The organism is Paenibacillus polysaccharolyticus, from assembly GCF_900102085.1.
Lineage (GTDB): Bacteria > Bacillota > Bacilli > Paenibacillales > Paenibacillaceae > Paenibacillus > Paenibacillus polysaccharolyticus.
This window is the reverse complement of record NZ_FMVM01000005.1, coordinates 60,732-77,730: the sequence shown is the minus strand read 5'-3', so window position 1 is coordinate 77,730 and position 16,999 is coordinate 60,732. Positions and strand designations below refer to the sequence as shown.

18 protein-coding genes are annotated in these 16,999 nt (G+C 46.5%); 16 read left to right on the top strand and 2 right to left on the bottom strand.

Annotation, left to right across the window (positions count from 1 at the left end; genetic code table 11):
- Positions 1 to 71 precede the first annotated feature (71 nt).
- The 4 genes from ppnP to BLQ13_RS08350 all read left to right on the top strand — a co-directional run bounded on the left by ppnP (position 72) and on the right by BLQ13_RS08350 (position 3,336).
- Positions 72 to 389: a pyrimidine/purine nucleoside phosphorylase gene (gene ppnP, locus BLQ13_RS08365; RefSeq protein ID WP_090918062.1), complete on the top strand. Its 318-nt coding sequence runs from the start codon at positions 72 to 74 to the stop codon at positions 387 to 389.
- Positions 390 to 571: 182 nt separating this feature from the next.
- Positions 572 to 1,927: a glucose-6-phosphate isomerase gene (locus tag BLQ13_RS08360; RefSeq protein WP_090918059.1), complete on the top strand. Its 1,356-nt coding sequence runs from the start codon at positions 572 to 574 to the stop codon at positions 1,925 to 1,927.
- 168 nt (positions 1,928 to 2,095) lie between these two features.
- On the top strand, positions 2,096 to 2,728 hold the full coding sequence (locus BLQ13_RS08355) for a YigZ family protein (protein ID WP_090918449.1): 633 nt from the start codon (positions 2,096 to 2,098) through the stop codon (positions 2,726 to 2,728).
- Positions 2,729 to 2,733: 5 nt separating this feature from the next.
- Positions 2,734 to 3,336 (top strand): TetR/AcrR family transcriptional regulator, encoded by a 603-nt coding sequence (locus BLQ13_RS08350; protein WP_090918057.1) that lies wholly within the window; start codon positions 2,734 to 2,736, stop codon positions 3,334 to 3,336.
- A 176-nt stretch (positions 3,337 to 3,512) separates the two neighbouring features.
- Here BLQ13_RS08350 and BLQ13_RS08345 read toward each other — a convergent pair whose 3' ends face one another.
- The gene (locus BLQ13_RS08345) at positions 3,513 to 3,914 is read right to left on the bottom strand and encodes a secondary thiamine-phosphate synthase enzyme YjbQ (RefSeq protein ID WP_090918053.1); all 402 of its coding nucleotides are present in this window, start codon (positions 3,912 to 3,914) and stop codon (positions 3,513 to 3,515) included.
- 422 nt (positions 3,915 to 4,336) lie between these two features.
- On the opposite strand from BLQ13_RS08345, the gene cysT reads away from it, so the two are divergent.
- From cysT to BLQ13_RS08290, 11 genes are all read left to right on the top strand, one after another.
- Entirely contained in the window at positions 4,337 to 5,152 is an 816-nt protein-coding gene (gene cysT / locus BLQ13_RS08340; RefSeq protein WP_090918051.1) for a sulfate ABC transporter permease subunit CysT, read from the top strand.
- The gene (locus BLQ13_RS08335; RefSeq protein ID WP_090918049.1) at positions 5,149 to 5,946 is read left to right on the top strand and encodes a sulfate ABC transporter permease subunit; all 798 of its coding nucleotides are present in this window, start codon (positions 5,149 to 5,151) and stop codon (positions 5,944 to 5,946) included. Before cysT ends, BLQ13_RS08335 begins: the two co-directional genes overlap by 4 nt.
- Before the next feature lies 1 nt (position 5,947).
- On the top strand, positions 5,948 to 7,012 hold the full coding sequence (locus BLQ13_RS08330) for a sulfate/molybdate ABC transporter ATP-binding protein (RefSeq protein WP_090918047.1): 1,065 nt from the start codon (positions 5,948 to 5,950) through the stop codon (positions 7,010 to 7,012).
- Positions 7,013 to 7,058: 46 nt separating this feature from the next.
- Entirely contained in the window at positions 7,059 to 8,126 is a 1,068-nt protein-coding gene (locus tag BLQ13_RS08325; RefSeq protein WP_186809753.1) for a sulfate ABC transporter substrate-binding protein, read from the top strand.
- Positions 8,127 to 8,252: 126 nt separating this feature from the next.
- Positions 8,253 to 8,699, top strand: coding sequence for a hypothetical protein (locus tag BLQ13_RS08320; RefSeq protein ID WP_090918045.1), 447 nt, complete (start codon positions 8,253 to 8,255; stop codon positions 8,697 to 8,699).
- Positions 8,700 to 8,932: 233 nt separating this feature from the next.
- A complete protein-coding gene (locus BLQ13_RS08315; protein WP_090918044.1) occupies positions 8,933 to 9,727 on the top strand; it encodes an MBL fold metallo-hydrolase in 795 nt (264 codons plus the stop codon).
- A 367-nt stretch (positions 9,728 to 10,094) separates the two neighbouring features.
- Positions 10,095 to 11,078, top strand: a complete 984-nt coding sequence (locus tag BLQ13_RS08310) for an RNA polymerase sigma factor (RefSeq protein WP_244159256.1) — start codon at positions 10,095 to 10,097, stop codon at positions 11,076 to 11,078.
- The gene (gene clpP, locus BLQ13_RS08305) at positions 11,044 to 11,679 is read left to right on the top strand and encodes an ATP-dependent Clp endopeptidase proteolytic subunit ClpP (protein WP_276326729.1); all 636 of its coding nucleotides are present in this window, start codon (positions 11,044 to 11,046) and stop codon (positions 11,677 to 11,679) included. The genes BLQ13_RS08310 and clpP overlap by 35 nt, the downstream gene beginning before the upstream one ends.
- 235 nt (positions 11,680 to 11,914) lie before the next feature.
- Positions 11,915 to 12,289 (top strand): GntR family transcriptional regulator, encoded by a 375-nt coding sequence (locus BLQ13_RS08300; protein ID WP_090918040.1) that lies wholly within the window; start codon positions 11,915 to 11,917, stop codon positions 12,287 to 12,289.
- A gap of 5 nt (positions 12,290 to 12,294) precedes the next feature.
- Positions 12,295 to 13,161, top strand: coding sequence for an ABC transporter ATP-binding protein (locus BLQ13_RS08295; RefSeq protein WP_090918037.1), 867 nt, complete (start codon positions 12,295 to 12,297; stop codon positions 13,159 to 13,161).
- Entirely contained in the window at positions 13,154 to 13,780 is a 627-nt protein-coding gene (locus BLQ13_RS08290) for an ABC-2 transporter permease (RefSeq protein ID WP_090918035.1), read from the top strand. The genes BLQ13_RS08295 and BLQ13_RS08290 overlap by 8 nt, the downstream gene beginning before the upstream one ends.
- Before the next feature lie 525 nt (positions 13,781 to 14,305).
- Here the strand turns inward: BLQ13_RS08290 and BLQ13_RS08285 are convergent.
- Positions 14,306 to 15,727, bottom strand: coding sequence for an aminotransferase-like domain-containing protein (locus BLQ13_RS08285; protein ID WP_420848920.1), 1,422 nt, complete (start codon positions 15,725 to 15,727; stop codon positions 14,306 to 14,308).
- A gap of 120 nt (positions 15,728 to 15,847) precedes the next feature.
- On the opposite strand from BLQ13_RS08285, the gene BLQ13_RS08280 reads away from it, so the two are divergent.
- On the top strand, positions 15,848 to 16,771 hold the full coding sequence (locus tag BLQ13_RS08280) for a DMT family transporter (RefSeq protein ID WP_090918031.1): 924 nt from the start codon (positions 15,848 to 15,850) through the stop codon (positions 16,769 to 16,771).
- Positions 16,772 to 16,999 lie beyond the last annotated feature (228 nt).

The following is a 16,999-nucleotide window of genomic DNA, read 5'->3' as shown; positions in this document are numbered from 1 at the left end:
GTCAAGGGCGGCATGGCTGCCCTAATCTGTGTTGCCTTTTGTTTTCATTAACTTCAGGGGAGCGGGTACGCATGTCACAATTCGATCAAGTCAGTGTAGTGAAAAAGGCCAACATATATTATGATGGCCAGGTAACCAGTAGAACGGTTATTTTGGGGGATGGCAGCAAAGTGACGCTAGGTATCATGCTTCCAGGTAACTATGAGTTCGGCACAGATTCCCGCGAAATTATGGAGATTCTGTCCGGCGATCTGAGAGTATTGCTTCCTGGTGAAGAAGAGTGGCAAGAGATTCAAGGCCAAGCTACATTCCACGTGCCTGCTGAATCCAAATTCAAACTGGAGATACGCAGCGTTACCGACTACGTCTGCTCGTACCCGGCGGAATAACACAAGAAGGGGAACTCGAACCGTATTGTTGCGGATTCGATTTGCCCTTTTTGCTTCTTGAATGTTAACAGCCAAGTTCGTGCATAAGCTTGTCAGCAAGTTGGATTTGAAGTATCCTTAGGACAAGTTGTTTAACATGGAAAACGGAAATATTATACCGATATCAGGAGGTTTTTGAGATCATGGCAAAAAAAGTGACATTTGACTATAGTACAGCTTTGCAATTCGTAAACCAGCACGAAGTAGACTATTTCGCTGAACCGATCCGCTTGGCTCACGAGCAACTTCATAATGGTACAGGAACAGGTTCCGACTATCTCGGTTGGATCGACCTTCCGACAGCATATGACAAAGAAGAATTTGCCCGCATCCAAAAAGCGGCTGCTAAAATCCAAAGCGATTCCGAAGTGCTGATCGTGATCGGTATCGGTGGATCATACCTGGGAGCACGCGCAGCGATCGAAATGCTGACACATTCCTTCTACAACAATTTGCCGAAAGACAAGCGCAAAACTCCTGAGATTTATTTTGCAGGTAACAACATCAGCTCTACGTATGTGACACACTTGCTGGATCTGGTAGAAGGTAAAGACTTCTCCGTGAACGTTATCTCTAAATCGGGTACAACAACTGAACCAGCGATTGCATTCCGTATCTTCCGTGCAGCTCTGGAGAAAAAATACGGGAAAGAGGAAGCTCGCAAACGTATCTACGCAACAACAGATAAAGAGCGCGGAGCACTCAAAAAGCTGGCGAATGAAGAAGGTTATGAATCTTTCATCATCCCGGATGATGTAGGTGGACGTTATTCCGTACTCACGGCAGTAGGTTTGTTGCCAATCGCAACAGCAGGGATCAACATCGAAGAAATGATGCAAGGTGCAGCTGATGCTTCCAAAGAGTACAGCAATCCGAATGTAGCGGAGAACGAAGCGTATCAATATGCCGCTGTTCGTAACGCATTGTATCGTAAAGGCAAAGGAACAGAGATTCTGGTAAACTACGAGCCTTCCTTGCACTTCGTATCCGAGTGGTGGAAACAGCTCTTTGGTGAAAGCGAAGGTAAAGACTACAAGGGGATCTATCCTGCATCCGTAGATTTCTCCACAGACTTGCACTCTATGGGTCAATTCATTCAGGAAGGTAGCCGGAACATCTTCGAAACCGTTATTCAAGTCGCAGAAGTATCCGAGCACATTTCCATTGAAGCTGATGCGGACGATCTGGACGGTTTGAACTTCCTGGAAGGAAAAACGATGGATTTCGTCAACAAAAAAGCATTCCAAGGAACATTGCTCGCACATACAGATGGTCAAGTTCCAAATCTGATTGTGAACATTCCAGATATGACTCCATATTCCTTCGGATATCTGGTATACTTCTTTGAAAAAGCATGCGGCATCAGCGGATATTTGCTGGGTGTGAATCCATTTGACCAACCAGGCGTGGAAGCATACAAGAAAAATATGTTCGCATTGCTGGGCAAACCAGGCTTTGAAGAAGAGAAAGCAGCGCTCGAAGCGAGACTGTCTGAATAATTCATGGCTTCGCTCATATAGTTAAATAAAGATTGTTAAGTTCATCCGGGAATGCGAGCTTTTGCAGGGTATCGTTTCCCGGGTGTCATTAACCAAGGCAGTTCATCCGCAATATGCGGGGAACTGCTTTCTTGTAAAATGGATGATTTACGGAAAGTTGGATTGGAAATGATTGAACGTTATCGAACGGTTCGAGGATCGGGACAACTGGAAATTGTGATCAAAAAATCACGGTTTATCGGTCATATTATGCCGGTCTCAACTGAGGAAGAAGCTATTGCTTTTATTGATGATATCAAGAAAAAGCATTGGAATGCGACACATAACTGCTCGGCGTACATGATTGGCGAGCGGGATGAGATTCAGAAGCAGTCCGATGACGGGGAGCCGAGTGGTACAGCGGGTAAACCTATTCTTGAGGTGATCAAGAATCAGCAATTAAAGAATGTAGCGATTGTTGTTACAAGATACTTCGGGGGAATCATGCTTGGCGCTGGTGGACTTATTCGTGCGTATACAGATGGTGCTGTGGCAGCGATTGAAGCAGGTGAAGCCATTACCAAAGTGTTGCATCGAGAAGTATTTGTCGAACTGGATTATACGTGGCTTGGGAAAGTGGAAAATGAGTTAAGGGGCCGGGAAGTGCGTACAGGTGAAACGGCTTTCACCGATAAAGTTACGTTAACGTGTCTTCCGCCGGATAGTGAAACCGAGGCATTTATCGCCTGGATCACGGATTTGACGCAAGGGCAATCCCGGATCACGGAGGGACAGCGGCTTTATTTTATTGAAGGGGAATAAAATATATGGCTAGAAGAGCAGTCGAACAGGAGTTGTCGAGGGAGCGGATACTGGAGGCGGCGAGGCATCTTTTTATTACCAAAGGATACCGCGCCATTTCGATGCGAAGCATCGGCCAGCATCTTGGCTATAGTCATGGGTCGCTGTATTATCATTTTAAGGAAAAAGCAGAATTGTTCTATGCGATCGTGGTAGAGGATTTCAACCATCTGGGACATCTACTGTTGCAAGCCATGGTCAGGCCGGTTGCAGGCGGCGTGAACAAAGTGGAGCATATTCTGATGGAGTTTATTCGATTTGGTCTGGAAAATCCGTATCAATACGAGATTATGTTTATGATTCGGGACGAGGAGTTATTGTCCTATTGTCGTACGGAGCAGGGACGTTGTTTCGAACTGTTTGCGTCGATTATTCGGCAGTATATGAAGGAAGAAGGCTGTGCCGAAGAAGATATTCAGCATGTGCCGCGTACTTTGTTTTTGGCTATGCACGGATTCATATCGTATCATATTCAAGACCGTTTAACGTTTGCGGAGATCGAATCCTCTGCGTTGTCTCATGTGAAAGTATTGTGCCGTAACTTGGGTCAGCAGCCTGGCGTGCAATAATTTGCCGCTTATGCCTGCCCCTACACTTCAAGGCGGTGATTGATCATAACATTAACTCTTTATTACGTTATCATGCGAAAGATATTATTTTCATACGCTGAAGATGAAGACAGGCGTTCCTAACCCCGGTACAGGGTGGAGCGCCTGTTTGTGTTTGTCTTTTTTGGAGATGGAACTTAACCTTCCATAATTTTAATAAAATACTCCCGGTTACGCGGTCCATCAAATTCGCAAAAATAGATCCCTTGCCAGCGTCCGAGAAGCAGTCTGCCTTCATGAAGGATGACAGTCTGTGATGGACCGGTAGTTATTGATTTGAGGTGAGAGGCCGTATTGCCCTCGGCATGACGATACTGAGGGTGCTCCCATGGGTACACCTCATCGAGACGTAACAAGACATCATGTTTAACATCGGGGTCCGCATTTTCATTAATAGCAATGCCAGCTGTTGTATGTGGACAATAAATGAGCACGGTGCCATTCTGCACGCCGCTGCTTTGTACAACTTGTTTGACTTCCCGTGTGATATCCTTCATTTCATCTCTTGCAAATGTTGATATATTTTTTGTGTATAACATGTCTTTCCTCCTTGGCGTTGTAATGGCTCTCCTCAATTTTAACTCCCCGGATGGTAACTTAACCACCCAAAGCTCAACGAACCTCATTGATTCTACAGGTAGAAATAAACGATTTACAAAAGGATGTATACAAGGATGAAGGCTACACAAATGTTTGATTACATTGAACGGAATTTCGCCAATGTAATGTACTGAAATCGTTTATTAAAAATGGGGAAATTTGTGTATTCAAGGCATCAAATAGTTCGAATAAAAGCATTGACGATCAGCACTGCAAACTGGTAAAGTATCAGATAAGCAAAAACCAAGTAGACTAATGGGAATAATAATAAAGTAAACTTATCCAACTCAGGAAAATGTCGTATGAAGTCAGGTAGACTGCCGACCGGAGTTAAAGCCGGAGGCTGGGAGGGAACACAGTAATGAACACCGTTCTTCGTCACAAGGGATGGACTTGGGGTTTTCGCAGTACCGTATTGTTATATTTCATCGTGCTCATTGTACTTCCAATCATCGGTGTGTACGCCAATTCCTTTTCTGAAGGATGGAGCAATTTTGCTGAGAGCATCATGGACCCGATCGCATGGAAGGCGGTGCTGTTAACGGTACGTCTGGCCGTGGTCGCCGCTATAATTAATGTGGTCTTAGGAACCATGATTGCCTGGGTGTTAACCAGATATCGATTCGTTGGCAGATCCTTTCTTAACAGTCTCGTCGATTTGCCTTTTGCGTTGCCGACAGCCGTAGGCGGTCTGATGATTATGCTGTTGCTCGGCCCGATCAGTGCTGTCGGAAAACTGGCTGAATCAATGGGGTTTGAAATTGTTTTTCATCAGCCTGCAATTGTGATTGCGATGACCTTTGTTACCTTTCCTTTTGTCATCCGGGCAGTGCAGCCTTTGCTGGAAGAGATCGATCCTTCCGAGGAAGAGGCTTCGTACACGATGGGTGCTTCCAAGGCACGTACATTCATGCAGGTCATTCTTCCATCTATGGCTCCTGGCATGATTAGCGGCGGAATGTTGGCTTTTTCCAGAGCGCTCGCTGAATTTGGCGCGGTTGTACTGGTTGCCGGTAATATTCCAGGCAGAACACTAACCGCTTCTGTTTTTATCTATGGTGAGATTGAAAGTGATAACCCGACTGGGGCTGCTGCCGTATCCGTGTTGCTACTAACGCTCTCCTTCCTGATCCTCTGGCTGATCAATCTGGTACAGATGCGGGGGAGAAGAAGATGAGAAGACTCTTAATCGGACTTACGTTTGTAGTATTCACACTGCTGTTGATCATTCCTCTTGGACGGATTCTGATTGGCGCATTTGAGGATGGTGCAGGCGGCTTTGTTAAAGGCATTATGCGTCCTGAGGCGCTTCACGCACTGATGATGACAGGACTGGTCGTTCTGGTGGTTACTCTGTTAAATACATTGTTTGGCATCATGATGGCCATTTATCTGGTCCGCGCAGGATGGCTGAGTGATCGGGTGAAAGGACTGCTTAACAGCATTGTCGATTTACCTTATGCGGTATCGCCGGTTATTGGCGGTTTGATGATTGTTTTGTTGCTTGGACCAAACAGCATCATGGGAGGTTTTTTTGAGGGCATCGGATTTAATGTGGTGTACGCTTTTCCAGGCATGGTTATTGCCACGTTGTTCGTTACGTTTCCGCTAATGGTAAGGGAAGTTATGCCAGTCCTGCAGGAGCTAGGTTCGCAGCAGGAAGAGGCGGCTTCCACACTTGGAGCCTACGGCTGGAGAACGTTCTGGAGCGTTACATGGCCTTCCATTCGCTGGGCGGTGGTCTATGGTCTGGTTCTGACGGTAGCGCGCTCTCTCGGAGAATTCGGGGCGGTATTGGTCGTGTCGGGTAATATTATGAATAAAACGCAGACAGCAACAACGCTGGTATATCAGGATGTAGAGAATTTCAACGTGTCAGCCGCAAACGGTGTGGCATTGGTGCTGGTAACCTTCTCCGTAGGACTGCTGCTCCTGATGGAATGGGCCAAGAAGCGAAAGGAAGTGCATTGAGATGCATGTAGAAGTTCGTGATCTGAACAAACACTTTGGTGATTTTCATGCGGTAAAAGATGTCTCGTTCGATATCGCCAAAGGCCATCTGATCGGTTTGCTCGGCCCCAGCGGAGGCGGGAAAACGTCGATTCTGCGTATGCTCGCAGGGCTTGAAAGCCCAGGGTCGGGCGAGATCCGCTTCCACGGAAAAGTCGTGAATCATCTGCCGCCTCAAGAGCGAGGCATTGGATTTGTATTTCAGAACTATGCGTTGTTCAAACATATGAGTGTTTTTGATAATATTGCGTTTGGTCTCAAGGTGAAAAAGACACCCAAAGCCCAGATTCGTGATCGCGTGATGGAACTCGTTGAGCTGACTGGGCTGAAAGGTTTCGAACAGCGTTATCCGCACCAGTTGTCAGGTGGACAGCGTCAACGTGTGGCCTTTGCCAGAGCGCTTGCGCCTGAGCCGCAGTTACTGCTTCTGGACGAACCGTTTGCAGCCATTGATGCAAAGATCCGTCAAGAGCTTCGTTCATGGCTGCGTGAGTTGATCGAGCGGGTAGGAATCACGTCCATCTTTGTTACTCACGATCAGGATGAAGCCATTGAAGTAGCAGATGAGATTATGATTATCAGCCAAGGCCGTTTGGAGCAAAAGGGTACTCCTTGGGATATTTATAAAAATCCGCAGACCCCTTTCGTGGCGACTTTTATTGGGGAGTCCACGGTGGTGGAGGATGCCTCTCAGCTGAAAGGTTTCGAGCATGCGGTGCAAGGTGGCAATACACGTGCGCTGATAAGACCCGAGTATATCGAGATTGGACTCAAAAACGAGTTCACGATGTTGTCTGCAACGGAAAAAGGGATTGTGAAACATCTTCACTTCCGCGGTAGTGAATGGATGGTTGAAGTTGAGGTGGAGGGACATAAGCTCATCACTTATCGCTCATTGGAGAAAACGACACTAGAGATCGGGCAAACGATTCGTGTGCTTGTGCACCGCGCCTATTTGTTCAACGACTCGGAGAGCTGGGTTGTTGAGAACCGACTGAAAGAAGATCCGATGCCTGTCATGATCTAGAGCCTGTTATGTTAAGAATAAAGCAGAAATGAAAGAAGGAGCGGCCATGCAGACGAGCCAAAACAATAAGAAATTTATACCTCTATACGTGATCCTGATGCTTGTGCTCGTCTGTGTGACTGCCGGATGCAGCAAGCAGGAGCCAGGGCAGCCAGCCGGGGTTTCGAGTGGGGATTCTTCGAACACACTGGTTATTGGTGCATATAGCGTAGCGAAAGATGCGGTAGGTGAACTGTTGCCCAAGTTCCAGGCAGAATGGAAAGCCAAAACGGGACAGAGTATTAATTTTCAAGAGTCTTATGAAGCCTCAGGAACTCAAGCTAGAGCGATCGTCGGCGGGTTCGAAGCGGATGTAGCCTTGCTGGCGATGGAAAGTGACATCGATAAACTGGTGAAGGCCAAGCTGGTCACTACGGATTGGAAACAAACGCCGAATGAGGGCATGATTACTCGTTCAATCGTTGTACTGGGAACACGAGCAGGCAATCCACTTGGGATTAAAGATTTTCAGGATTTAACCAAACCTGGCGTAAAGGTGCTGTATCCTAACCCGAAAACATCCGGTGGTGCACAGTGGGATATTAATGCAATCTATGGTGCAGGATTGAAGCTTTCGGAGGAGAAAGAGGGCAAGAAAGACCCTGCCGCAGCCAAAGCATTTCTGGAAGAGGTGCACCAGAACGTTGAATCCCTGGATAAGAGTGGCCGTTCCTCGATGGCGGCATTTGAATACGGTGTAGGCGACGTCATCGTAACATACGAGAATGAATTGCTCGCTCGAATCGCAAAGGGTGTAGATTATGATATCGTGGTGCCCAAAAATACAATACTCATCGAAAATCCTGCAGTGGTGGTGGATAAATATGCTGACAAACATGGCAATCGGGAGCTGGCGGAAGCTTTTATCGCATACTTGCGGACACCTGAAGCGCAGCGTATTTTTGCGAAACACGGCTTCCGCTCGGTAGACCCGGACGTATTTGCCGAGACGAAAGAATCGTTCCCGACACCAGCGGGACTGTTTGATATCAACTATCTGGGTGGATGGGATGAGGTGCGGAAGACACTGTATTCCAAACGCGGCGTATGGTATCAGGTACTGGCGGGACTGTAGCAGCTAATGTGAACCTTCATTTTACGGCATGCCGAGATGGAGGTTTTTTACTACGAAAAGGTTATAATAGGAAGTATACTAATACACATGTTGGCATAATCGTAATTGAAGAGAGGTGTGACCGTAATGAGTACAGAGATCAAATTGTCCCAAAGCACAGCGATTCGGCTGGAGCAGGCCCGCGGCAAGGGCATGCCAGAAGCGGATATATTAAAAGCGATTCAAGCCAAGGATGTAGCGGCATTTGATACCGTATCCGAAGAGCATTATCGGTACGATACGTTTTTCTCCTATGCGGACGAGCATGGTGAGAACTTGGAAGGGGCTGTACGGAACGGGTATCGAATTACGTTTAATACACGTGGCGGCCTGGGCATCTGGCTGGAAAAAGCATTTAATCTGCAAGTAGACAAGGATTTCGCGGTGGGTGAGGGAATCATCACCGGTTTGCAGTTGACTGCAGAACAGGCTGAGGTGCTAGAGCAACGTCTGGCATGGAACTGGGTCATCACGGATGCCTTAGAGGTTCCTGCTGGCCGTGAACTGACGTTGAAACTGCGTGCGCTGGTGTGAGCGGACGCATATGGAATCATCATGTCTGAGGCTGGGTTTCTCCAGCCCGGTCAGACAACTGACTTTCCCGGACAGCTGTCATAAGCTGTGAGTGGGAGAGTCTTTTTTTGCAAAAGCGGAGGTAGGGGATTACAATTTACATAGAATATTTGAGGCACAACTTTGTTGATTACGAAGGAAGAGACATCACATCTGAGCTGAATCGGCTTCAGGGAGCGAGAGGGGAATACGGAATGAATCAGCTCACATTTCTGGGCACAGGCGATGCCATGGGTGTCCCACGTGTGTATTGTAGTTGCAAGGTATGTACGGAGGCCAGACTCACAGGTGAAAATCGGAGGAAACGTTCATCTGTTCTGATTCATGATGGTAGTCACGTGGAAGATCAGCCTGAAGACGGGATGTTTATGATCGACTGCGGGCCGGACTGGCGTTCTCAGATGGAAGATCAGGGAATGCGTATGGTGCATACGTTGTTGATTACACATGCGCATTTTGATCATATTGGCGGCCTGCCGGAATGGGCGGATGCGTGCCGCTGGCTAGGCGTGAAGGGTAAGCTGTATGCCCCGCGTGAGGTAATCGTTACGATACAGGGACAATTTCCGTGGCTCGCTCGTCACATGGATTTTATGGAAACGGATAACGGGATTGAACTCGGTGAATGGACGATTCGCTCCTGGAAAGTGTGTCACGGACACAATGGATTTTCGTACGCTTATCGATTGGAACGTAGGGGGTATGCTTGGGCTTACTGTTCGGATGCTATAGATTTGAAGGAAGACGAGAGGGAACCGTTGTATGGACTGGATCTACTGGTATTGGGCACAAGTTTTGTGCATGAGCTGGCGGAGTTTTCGACGCGTTCGGTGTACGATATGCAGGAGGCGCAGGAGCTTTTGCGAGAGCTGAAGCCGGGATACACTTATTTTACACATATGTCCCATTATGTAGATGTAAGGCAGGACTATAAACTGGATCAGGGCATTACCATAGCACGAACAGGCATGACGGTGACGCTGGGCTAAGGTTTGATGTCGATGCGAAATCAGGATTCGGCATTAAAATTGGAGAACCGGAGATCTAGGAATAGTTTTGTTTTGAAAAAATAATGAAGAAGAGCGTATCCTTTACAGGAGGTTCTTCGTTTACATAATGAAACACTTAATTAATATAAGTTGAACTATTTTTTACACTATAACGGAGAGGACAGAAAAAACCTGAAAAAGCGAAGCGATCGCCTTTATCACCGGATTTTTCCCTTTGGAAAAGGGAATCCAGAAAATCTGGAGATAACAGCGATTGGAAGGTTATTCTGTCATCGGAGTGTCCTGTGTAAAATTTTTAGTTCAAATTATATTATTAATCAGGAACAAACAAAGGGGGGCCCCCGAGATGGCCTTTGTGAAGTCCGCAGATTGCGAAGTCAACAGACTTGAGCATGAATGGAGTAAAACCCGTAATTACAAGACGGATCATGTTGGAGCTGGCGGAATTACCAATCAAATGAATCAAGCTAGTCCAATAAATCAGATTACTACAATGAATCAGAGATATGATATGGATTGTACAAAGGATGCTGATGGGAAACGTATTTCGCACCCCATGTTGCACGATATATTGCCTGATTTGATGGCTTCACTCTATGCATATTGCTTGTCATTGACCAAATCAGTGACAGAGACAGAGGATCTCGTACAGGAAACCTGTCTCAAGGGATTATCGTCAGAGGTGGTGCAAGCTTACGAAAGATCAGACGCGTCTTTTAATTGGGAAGCTTATCTGATTCGGATTGCACGCAATACATGGATTGATGGAATTCGTAAGCAGGAGAAGCTTCGATCTATTCTCGCGGAGATGAAATCTGTGATGTCCGAATGTACGGAAGAAGAATCATTTGAAGAGCTGGAGTCTGCGGTGCAGCTGTTAGTTCACACCTTGCCACCGTGGCAACGAGCAATCTATATATTACGTGAAATCATGGGATATAAGGCGGCAGAAACCGCTGAGATGCTGCATACAACCGAAGGTGCTGTAAAAGCGGCATTAAGCCGTGCCCGTACAGCTTTAACCAAGGTTAGGCATACATTAGAGGAAGCAGGGATGGATGCTGCATTGGAACAGGGGACGATGAAAGAGCCCGCAGATCTGGAGCAAGAGCAGCTCCGCAATTATCTGATGGCTTTCCGTCAAGGAGATACTGCACGTCTAATTGATCTGTGCCTGAACCGTATGCACGATCCGATAGCTGTGGCGGGTACGATTCTGCAACAGGTTCTGCCGTCTCAAGCGATGCAGCCAGTGATGTACGGTTATGCCACTTCGAGCATGAATCCAATGTCTTATGGAAGTGCGTACACGGTCATCATGGCTGCCTAATGATAAGGAGGCGACACATATGAACGTAGTACCTTACGTAGTAGAACAAACTGCTCGCGGTGAGCGGAGTTATGATATTTATTCACGTTTGCTGAAGGACCGCATCATTATGGTGTCAGGAGAGATTGAAGATCAGATGGCCAATGCCATTGTGGCCCAATTATTGTTTTTGAGTGCCGAGGACCCGGATAAAGATATTCAGATGTACATTAACAGTCCGGGGGGATCGGTGACAGCAGGTTTCTCCATTTATGATACGATGCAGTTTGTGAAGCCAGATATTTCGACGATCTGCACCGGTATGGCGGCGAGTTTTGGTACGATTTTGCTGGTGGGAGGCACTAAGGGGAAACGAATGGCGTTACCGAACAGTGAAATTATGATTCATCAGCCGCATGGCGGCACACGCGGACAGGCATCAGATATGCTGATACATGCTAACCGTATTATCCAGCACCGCCAGCGTCTAAATCAGTTACTTGCAGACCATACAGGCCAGCCGCTGGAACGCATTGAAAAAGACTCGGACCGAGATTATTTCCTGACGGCAACTGAAGCCGTGGAATATGGATTGGTAGATAAGGTTGTTACAGGTGCGTAGTGTCACCTTAGATGGAATTGACGAAGCGAGTGACACAGACAGCAAATATAATCGAAACGACGAATGTAAAGATTTGGACGACAGGGGACTGTCGTTCTTTTTTTTGTTTTTTCTATTGGAGGTAAGAAAATGGATAAAAAAGGTTGACCTAAACCGGATATAGTGTGTATATTATATATATACACTATGCCTGGTTATTAATATGAAACAATGGCAATGAGGTGAAAGAAAGAAAATGAATATACGGATATCCAATGCATCAAGCGATCCCATCTATATCCAGATTTTATCCCAGATTCGGCAGAGCATTCTGAACGGGGAACTGGCAGCAGGAGATCACTTGCCTTCCATCCGTCAACTTGCGAAGGATTTGCAAGTCAGCGTTATTACGACGAAACGTGTGTATGAAGAACTGGAAAAAGAGCAACTGATTGATTCCGTGGTTGGCAAGGGAAGTTTTGTATCCGGTGCAAATCAGGATTTTATCCGCGAGAGACGTATGAAGCAATTAGAAGCGAAGATGCTTGAGGTTATTCAGGAGAGCAAGGAACTGGGCATGAGCGCACAGGATTTGATTCATCATCTTACTTTGCTGTTAGAGGAGGAATAGGCAAGATGAATGCGATAGAATTGCGGAATGTTACGAAAGGGTATCCGTTATTTAAGGTGGATAACATATCCACAGATGTGAAACAGGGATTTATCACAGGGCTCATTGGCCCAAACGGAGCTGGAAAAAGTACATTAATCCGAATGATTACCGGACTCATCCATCCTGATCGGGGAACAGTGAGAACGCTGGGCAGTGAGAATCCAAGCGGTGATGTGGCTGTCAAGCAGCGGCTCGGTATTGTGTCCGATGAATGTTTTTATTATGAACATTTGACCATCCGGGAGATGTCACGTTTAATTGCTCCTTTTTACAGTCGCTGGGACCATGCCGTGTTCAAGAGTTATTTGGAACAATTCGAATTGTCTCCGAAAAAGAAAATCCAGGATTTATCCAAAGGCATGAAAATCAAATTCTCGCTTGCGGTTGCTCTGTCTCATGATGCCGATCTGCTTGTCATGGATGAACCAACATCCGGTCTTGATCCGATTTTTCGGAGGGAGTTGCTTGATCTACTGGCCGACATGATTCAGGACGAGTCCAAATCCATCATTTTCTCGACACATATTACGACGGATCTGGAGCGGATCGCGGACTATATCGCTTTTGTTAATCAAGGCAAGCTGATTTTCAATGAAGCCAAAGACGACGTACTTGAGCGCTACACCATTGTGAAAGGCGATATGGATCTACTGGATGCGGATACCCGGCGTCAATTCGTTGGCATACGTGAAACATCGATTGGTTTTGAAGCGTTATCGGACAACAAAGTGGAGGCACAGCGTATGTTCGGCAGTGAGGCTCTTTTGCATAGGCCGGCGTTGGAAGACTTGATTTATTTCACGGCAAAAGGGGGACGTCAACATGCTTAATCTGCTTCGTAAAGACTTTATTGCACTGAGAAGTTCTTTGTGGATTATTGCTCTATATGTGGTGATTTTCAGTTGGGCGTTTATTCCGAAGATGGAAATGTCCATGTATCTCGTAGGGATTTATACGGCTTTTGGCTCGATTATGCTAGCTACGATGATTGATATCAAAAACCATAATCATAACTTTTTAGTTACACTTCCAGTCAGTCGCAAACAGATCGTGCAAGCAAAGTACCTGTCTTCCATTCTCTATTCCCTGTTTGGAGTGCTTGTATCCTACGGCATTCACAAGATTGTTAACCTGAATTATCCTGAACTCAACAAACCTCATTATTCCCTGTTGGATATCCTTATTTCTATGGGGTTGGTATTTATACTGGTATCTATTTATATGCCACTTTTCTATGCACTCAGCAAAAAGGGAGCAGGCATTATTAATACGGTTTTCTTCGTTTGTTTAATTGTTCTTGCTCAACCGACTGCGTTTATTCTTGATGTTGCGGGTAAAGATGGCTTGATCACAACACCCATTATCGTGGGGATTGCCATAGCCATAGTGACCTTGTTTTTTGTTTCGTATGCCGTCACGATCCGGTTATTTGAGAGAAAAGATCTGTGAGCGGATTGGCTTTAGGGACTCGAAGCGGGCGCTAACGATCACAGATGAGCCTATTTGCTCCATTTCAGGTGATTTAAGAATGTAACGATCTCAGGCGGTGCTATGTTAGTTATTTCGATGGAAAATGGGTGAAAATCACATGTTTCCATTGAAATAAGGTCACTGGTGATCGTTACATTTTTTAGGTTGTGAAAAACGCCTAAATAAGGTTTCTGGTGATCGTTAGCGTTGGCATGAAGTGGACATCGATGTGCCCACAGAGGAAACAGCCATTTTGATTATAGACAAAAAGTGGTCTGACCTAAGCCTTGGACACCTCTCCCCATTTTCGTTGACTCTCTGAGCTTTCGTTGACCCACTGTCAGTGGGTACATTCAGAATTCTGCACACTTCTAAGACTTGGCGAGGTTCAATCCACGCTCAATCCACTCTTCAAACTTCCTTATCCAGCCTGAATTCCGGTACTCCTTCGAGTCTTTGTTGCTCTTACTAGTTCTCTTCATCGATCCCAAACTAAGTTTCGTTTTAACTTCTCGCCGCTAAAGTGATCAGTCTGTCCATGCCTTCCCGAATCTGCTGTTCACGGGCGTAGGAGAAGGAGAGACGGAGTTTGCGGCTACCTGATGCGTGTGAGGGATCAAACACGGTGCCAGGCACAAAAGCAATGGAGTGCTCCATGCTTTGGTGTAACAACCTACCTGTGTCGATCCCCTCGGGAAGATCGGCCCAGATGTTCAGACCGCCCTCGGGGCGTGTCCATGTCCAGTCTGTCTCCAGCAGACACTGCTCCATCACTTCCATTCGAAGTTGAAGTGCAGTTCGAAGTTTGGACAGATGCTGGTGCATACGATCCGACTGGAAGTAACGTAGAAACAGCTTCTGATTCAGTAGTGGTGATCCGTTATCTGTCAGAGCTTTGATAGCCTGGAGTCCAGCCATGAGATGTGAACGGCACATAATGGCTGCGATTCGCAGACCCGGAACAACATATTTGCTGTAGCTACGGATGTACAGTGTATGTCCAGAAGTATCATAAGTGAAGATTGGCGCAGGCGGTTTTTCTTTAAAATAAATATCGTATGTGCTGTCATCCTCCACCAGGAAACAGCCATATTGTTCAGCCAGTTCAGGTAACTGTTTGCGTTGCTCTACAGATATGCTGATGCCTGTTGGGTTTTGGAACGTCGGTGTCATATAAAAGAGGCGTGGCTTCTCTGTTTTCATCAGATGCTCAATCTGCTCCAGATCATACCCTTCGGGATGGATATCGGTAAAAACAAGCCGTGCACCCTGTTTGCGGAAAATTTCCATGGCAGGGCCGTAAGTTGGTCGCTCAATCAGTACCCGATCTCCAGGCTTGACCAGTGCACGGGAGATGACATCAATCGCCTGTTGAGCACCGGATGTAATCAGTACTTCGTCAGAGGACAGGTAGAAGCGTTCTTTTGCCGTCAAATGGCTGGCCAGACTGGTACGAAGCTCTAGATCGCCTTGGATCGTTGAGTACGTACCGAGTAGACGAGGATATTGATCTAACAGATCGCGCATCAATTCGCCCCAATATCGGTTGGGTAGTAGTGCAGGATCGATTAATGATTTGGAAAACTGATATTCCGCTTCCAGTGATTGGACTCGGTCAAGTGTGTCCCAATGGAGCCAGGCCGACACGGAGGGATCATCTCCCTGATCTGTATCGGATAGTGGTTTGGCTGGACTGACGTAATAACCAGATTTGTCTCTAACATAGACGATCCCACGTTGTTTTAACTCCTGATACGCTTTGAAAACCGTTAGCCGGTGTACGCCGAGCAGTTCGGACAAGCTTCGTACCGAAGGCAGTTTTTCCTGTTCAACCCACTCCCCAGCCTCAATCCGTACCATGAGATAGTGGATAACTTGCTCGTACCGTTTCATGCTGTTGTCTGCCATCATTACCGTTCTGCTCACCCGACCCACGCTCCTTTTGATCTCCATTGTAACAGCAAAAGGGAGGTAACTGTTCTATTTTGTTCATTCTGTTCTATAGACCATGAGCTATGATGGAGAACAGATAAAGGAGTGGTTAACATGGTAGGGATTGCATTTACCGTAATGTGTCTCGTTTTTGGAACAACTTTTCTGGCGATTAAAATTGGTGTGGAGGCAGGCATGCCGCCTTTTCTATCTGCTGGACTGCGGTTTGTGATTGCGGGAGCTTTAATGTTTACATGGATGTGGATGAAGGGGAAAGTGAACTTGTCCCTGTTATTCCGCAAAGAAATGCTGATTACAGGTGCAGGTCTGACATTTGCGACCTTTGCTACGTTATATTGGGCGGAGCAACATGTCAGTTCCGGTGTAGGAGCTATTCTATCGGCAACAGGACCGCTGATGATTATGCTCATGCAAACGGCATTATTGCGGCAGAAAACCTCTGCCCGCATGGTGATTGGCTGCCTGATCGGGTTTACAGGTGTCGTACTAGTCGTTTTGCCAGGCGTATCGCTTGGTGCAGGTTCTTTATTTTTATGGGGATGCATCGCGGTACTGGTAGGGGAAGTCTGTTATTCCGCAGGTACGTTATATTCCAAAAAAGTCATTCATCAATTCAGTGAGATGAATCCTGTTGCCATTAATGCGGTGCAGATGATGTATGGCGGTGTGCTGTTATTTATCCTCTCTGCACTGACGGAATCCTGGAATATGTCGGCACTGGATGTGCTACCGGCCGTGTCGTCCGTAATCTATCTGACGGTCATCGGTTCAATGGTCGGGCACAGTCTGTTCTATTGGATTATGTCACGTACTAATCCGCTGTTCCCGGCAACCTGGTTATACATATCGCCTCCAATTGCCGTTGGGCTCGGTGCGATCGTGTACGGAGAGCATGTCAGCTGGGTGACGTGGGTCGGTGTCGTTTTGGTTATCTCGGGGCTGTTAACCATGAATGAGAAGGTGAGCGGCTGGTTGAAGAAAGGGAGACGTACGAAGGTGATTGTGCAAGGCTCCTAGAATACCGGATGAATCTCCTCTATAGTATGATAGTAAGAGTACTTACTTTGAGGAGTCGTGTATAGTTATGAGAAAAATCTTCCTGAACTTCGTAGCCAGTGTGGCTCTTTCTATCTTGGTATTCATTCTTGTTTTATTTTTCGTTCATATATCCGATTCAACGAATATCATGGTTTCGGTTGCAATTACTGTGTCGTTACAGATTTCTTTTTTAACCGCAGTATTGCT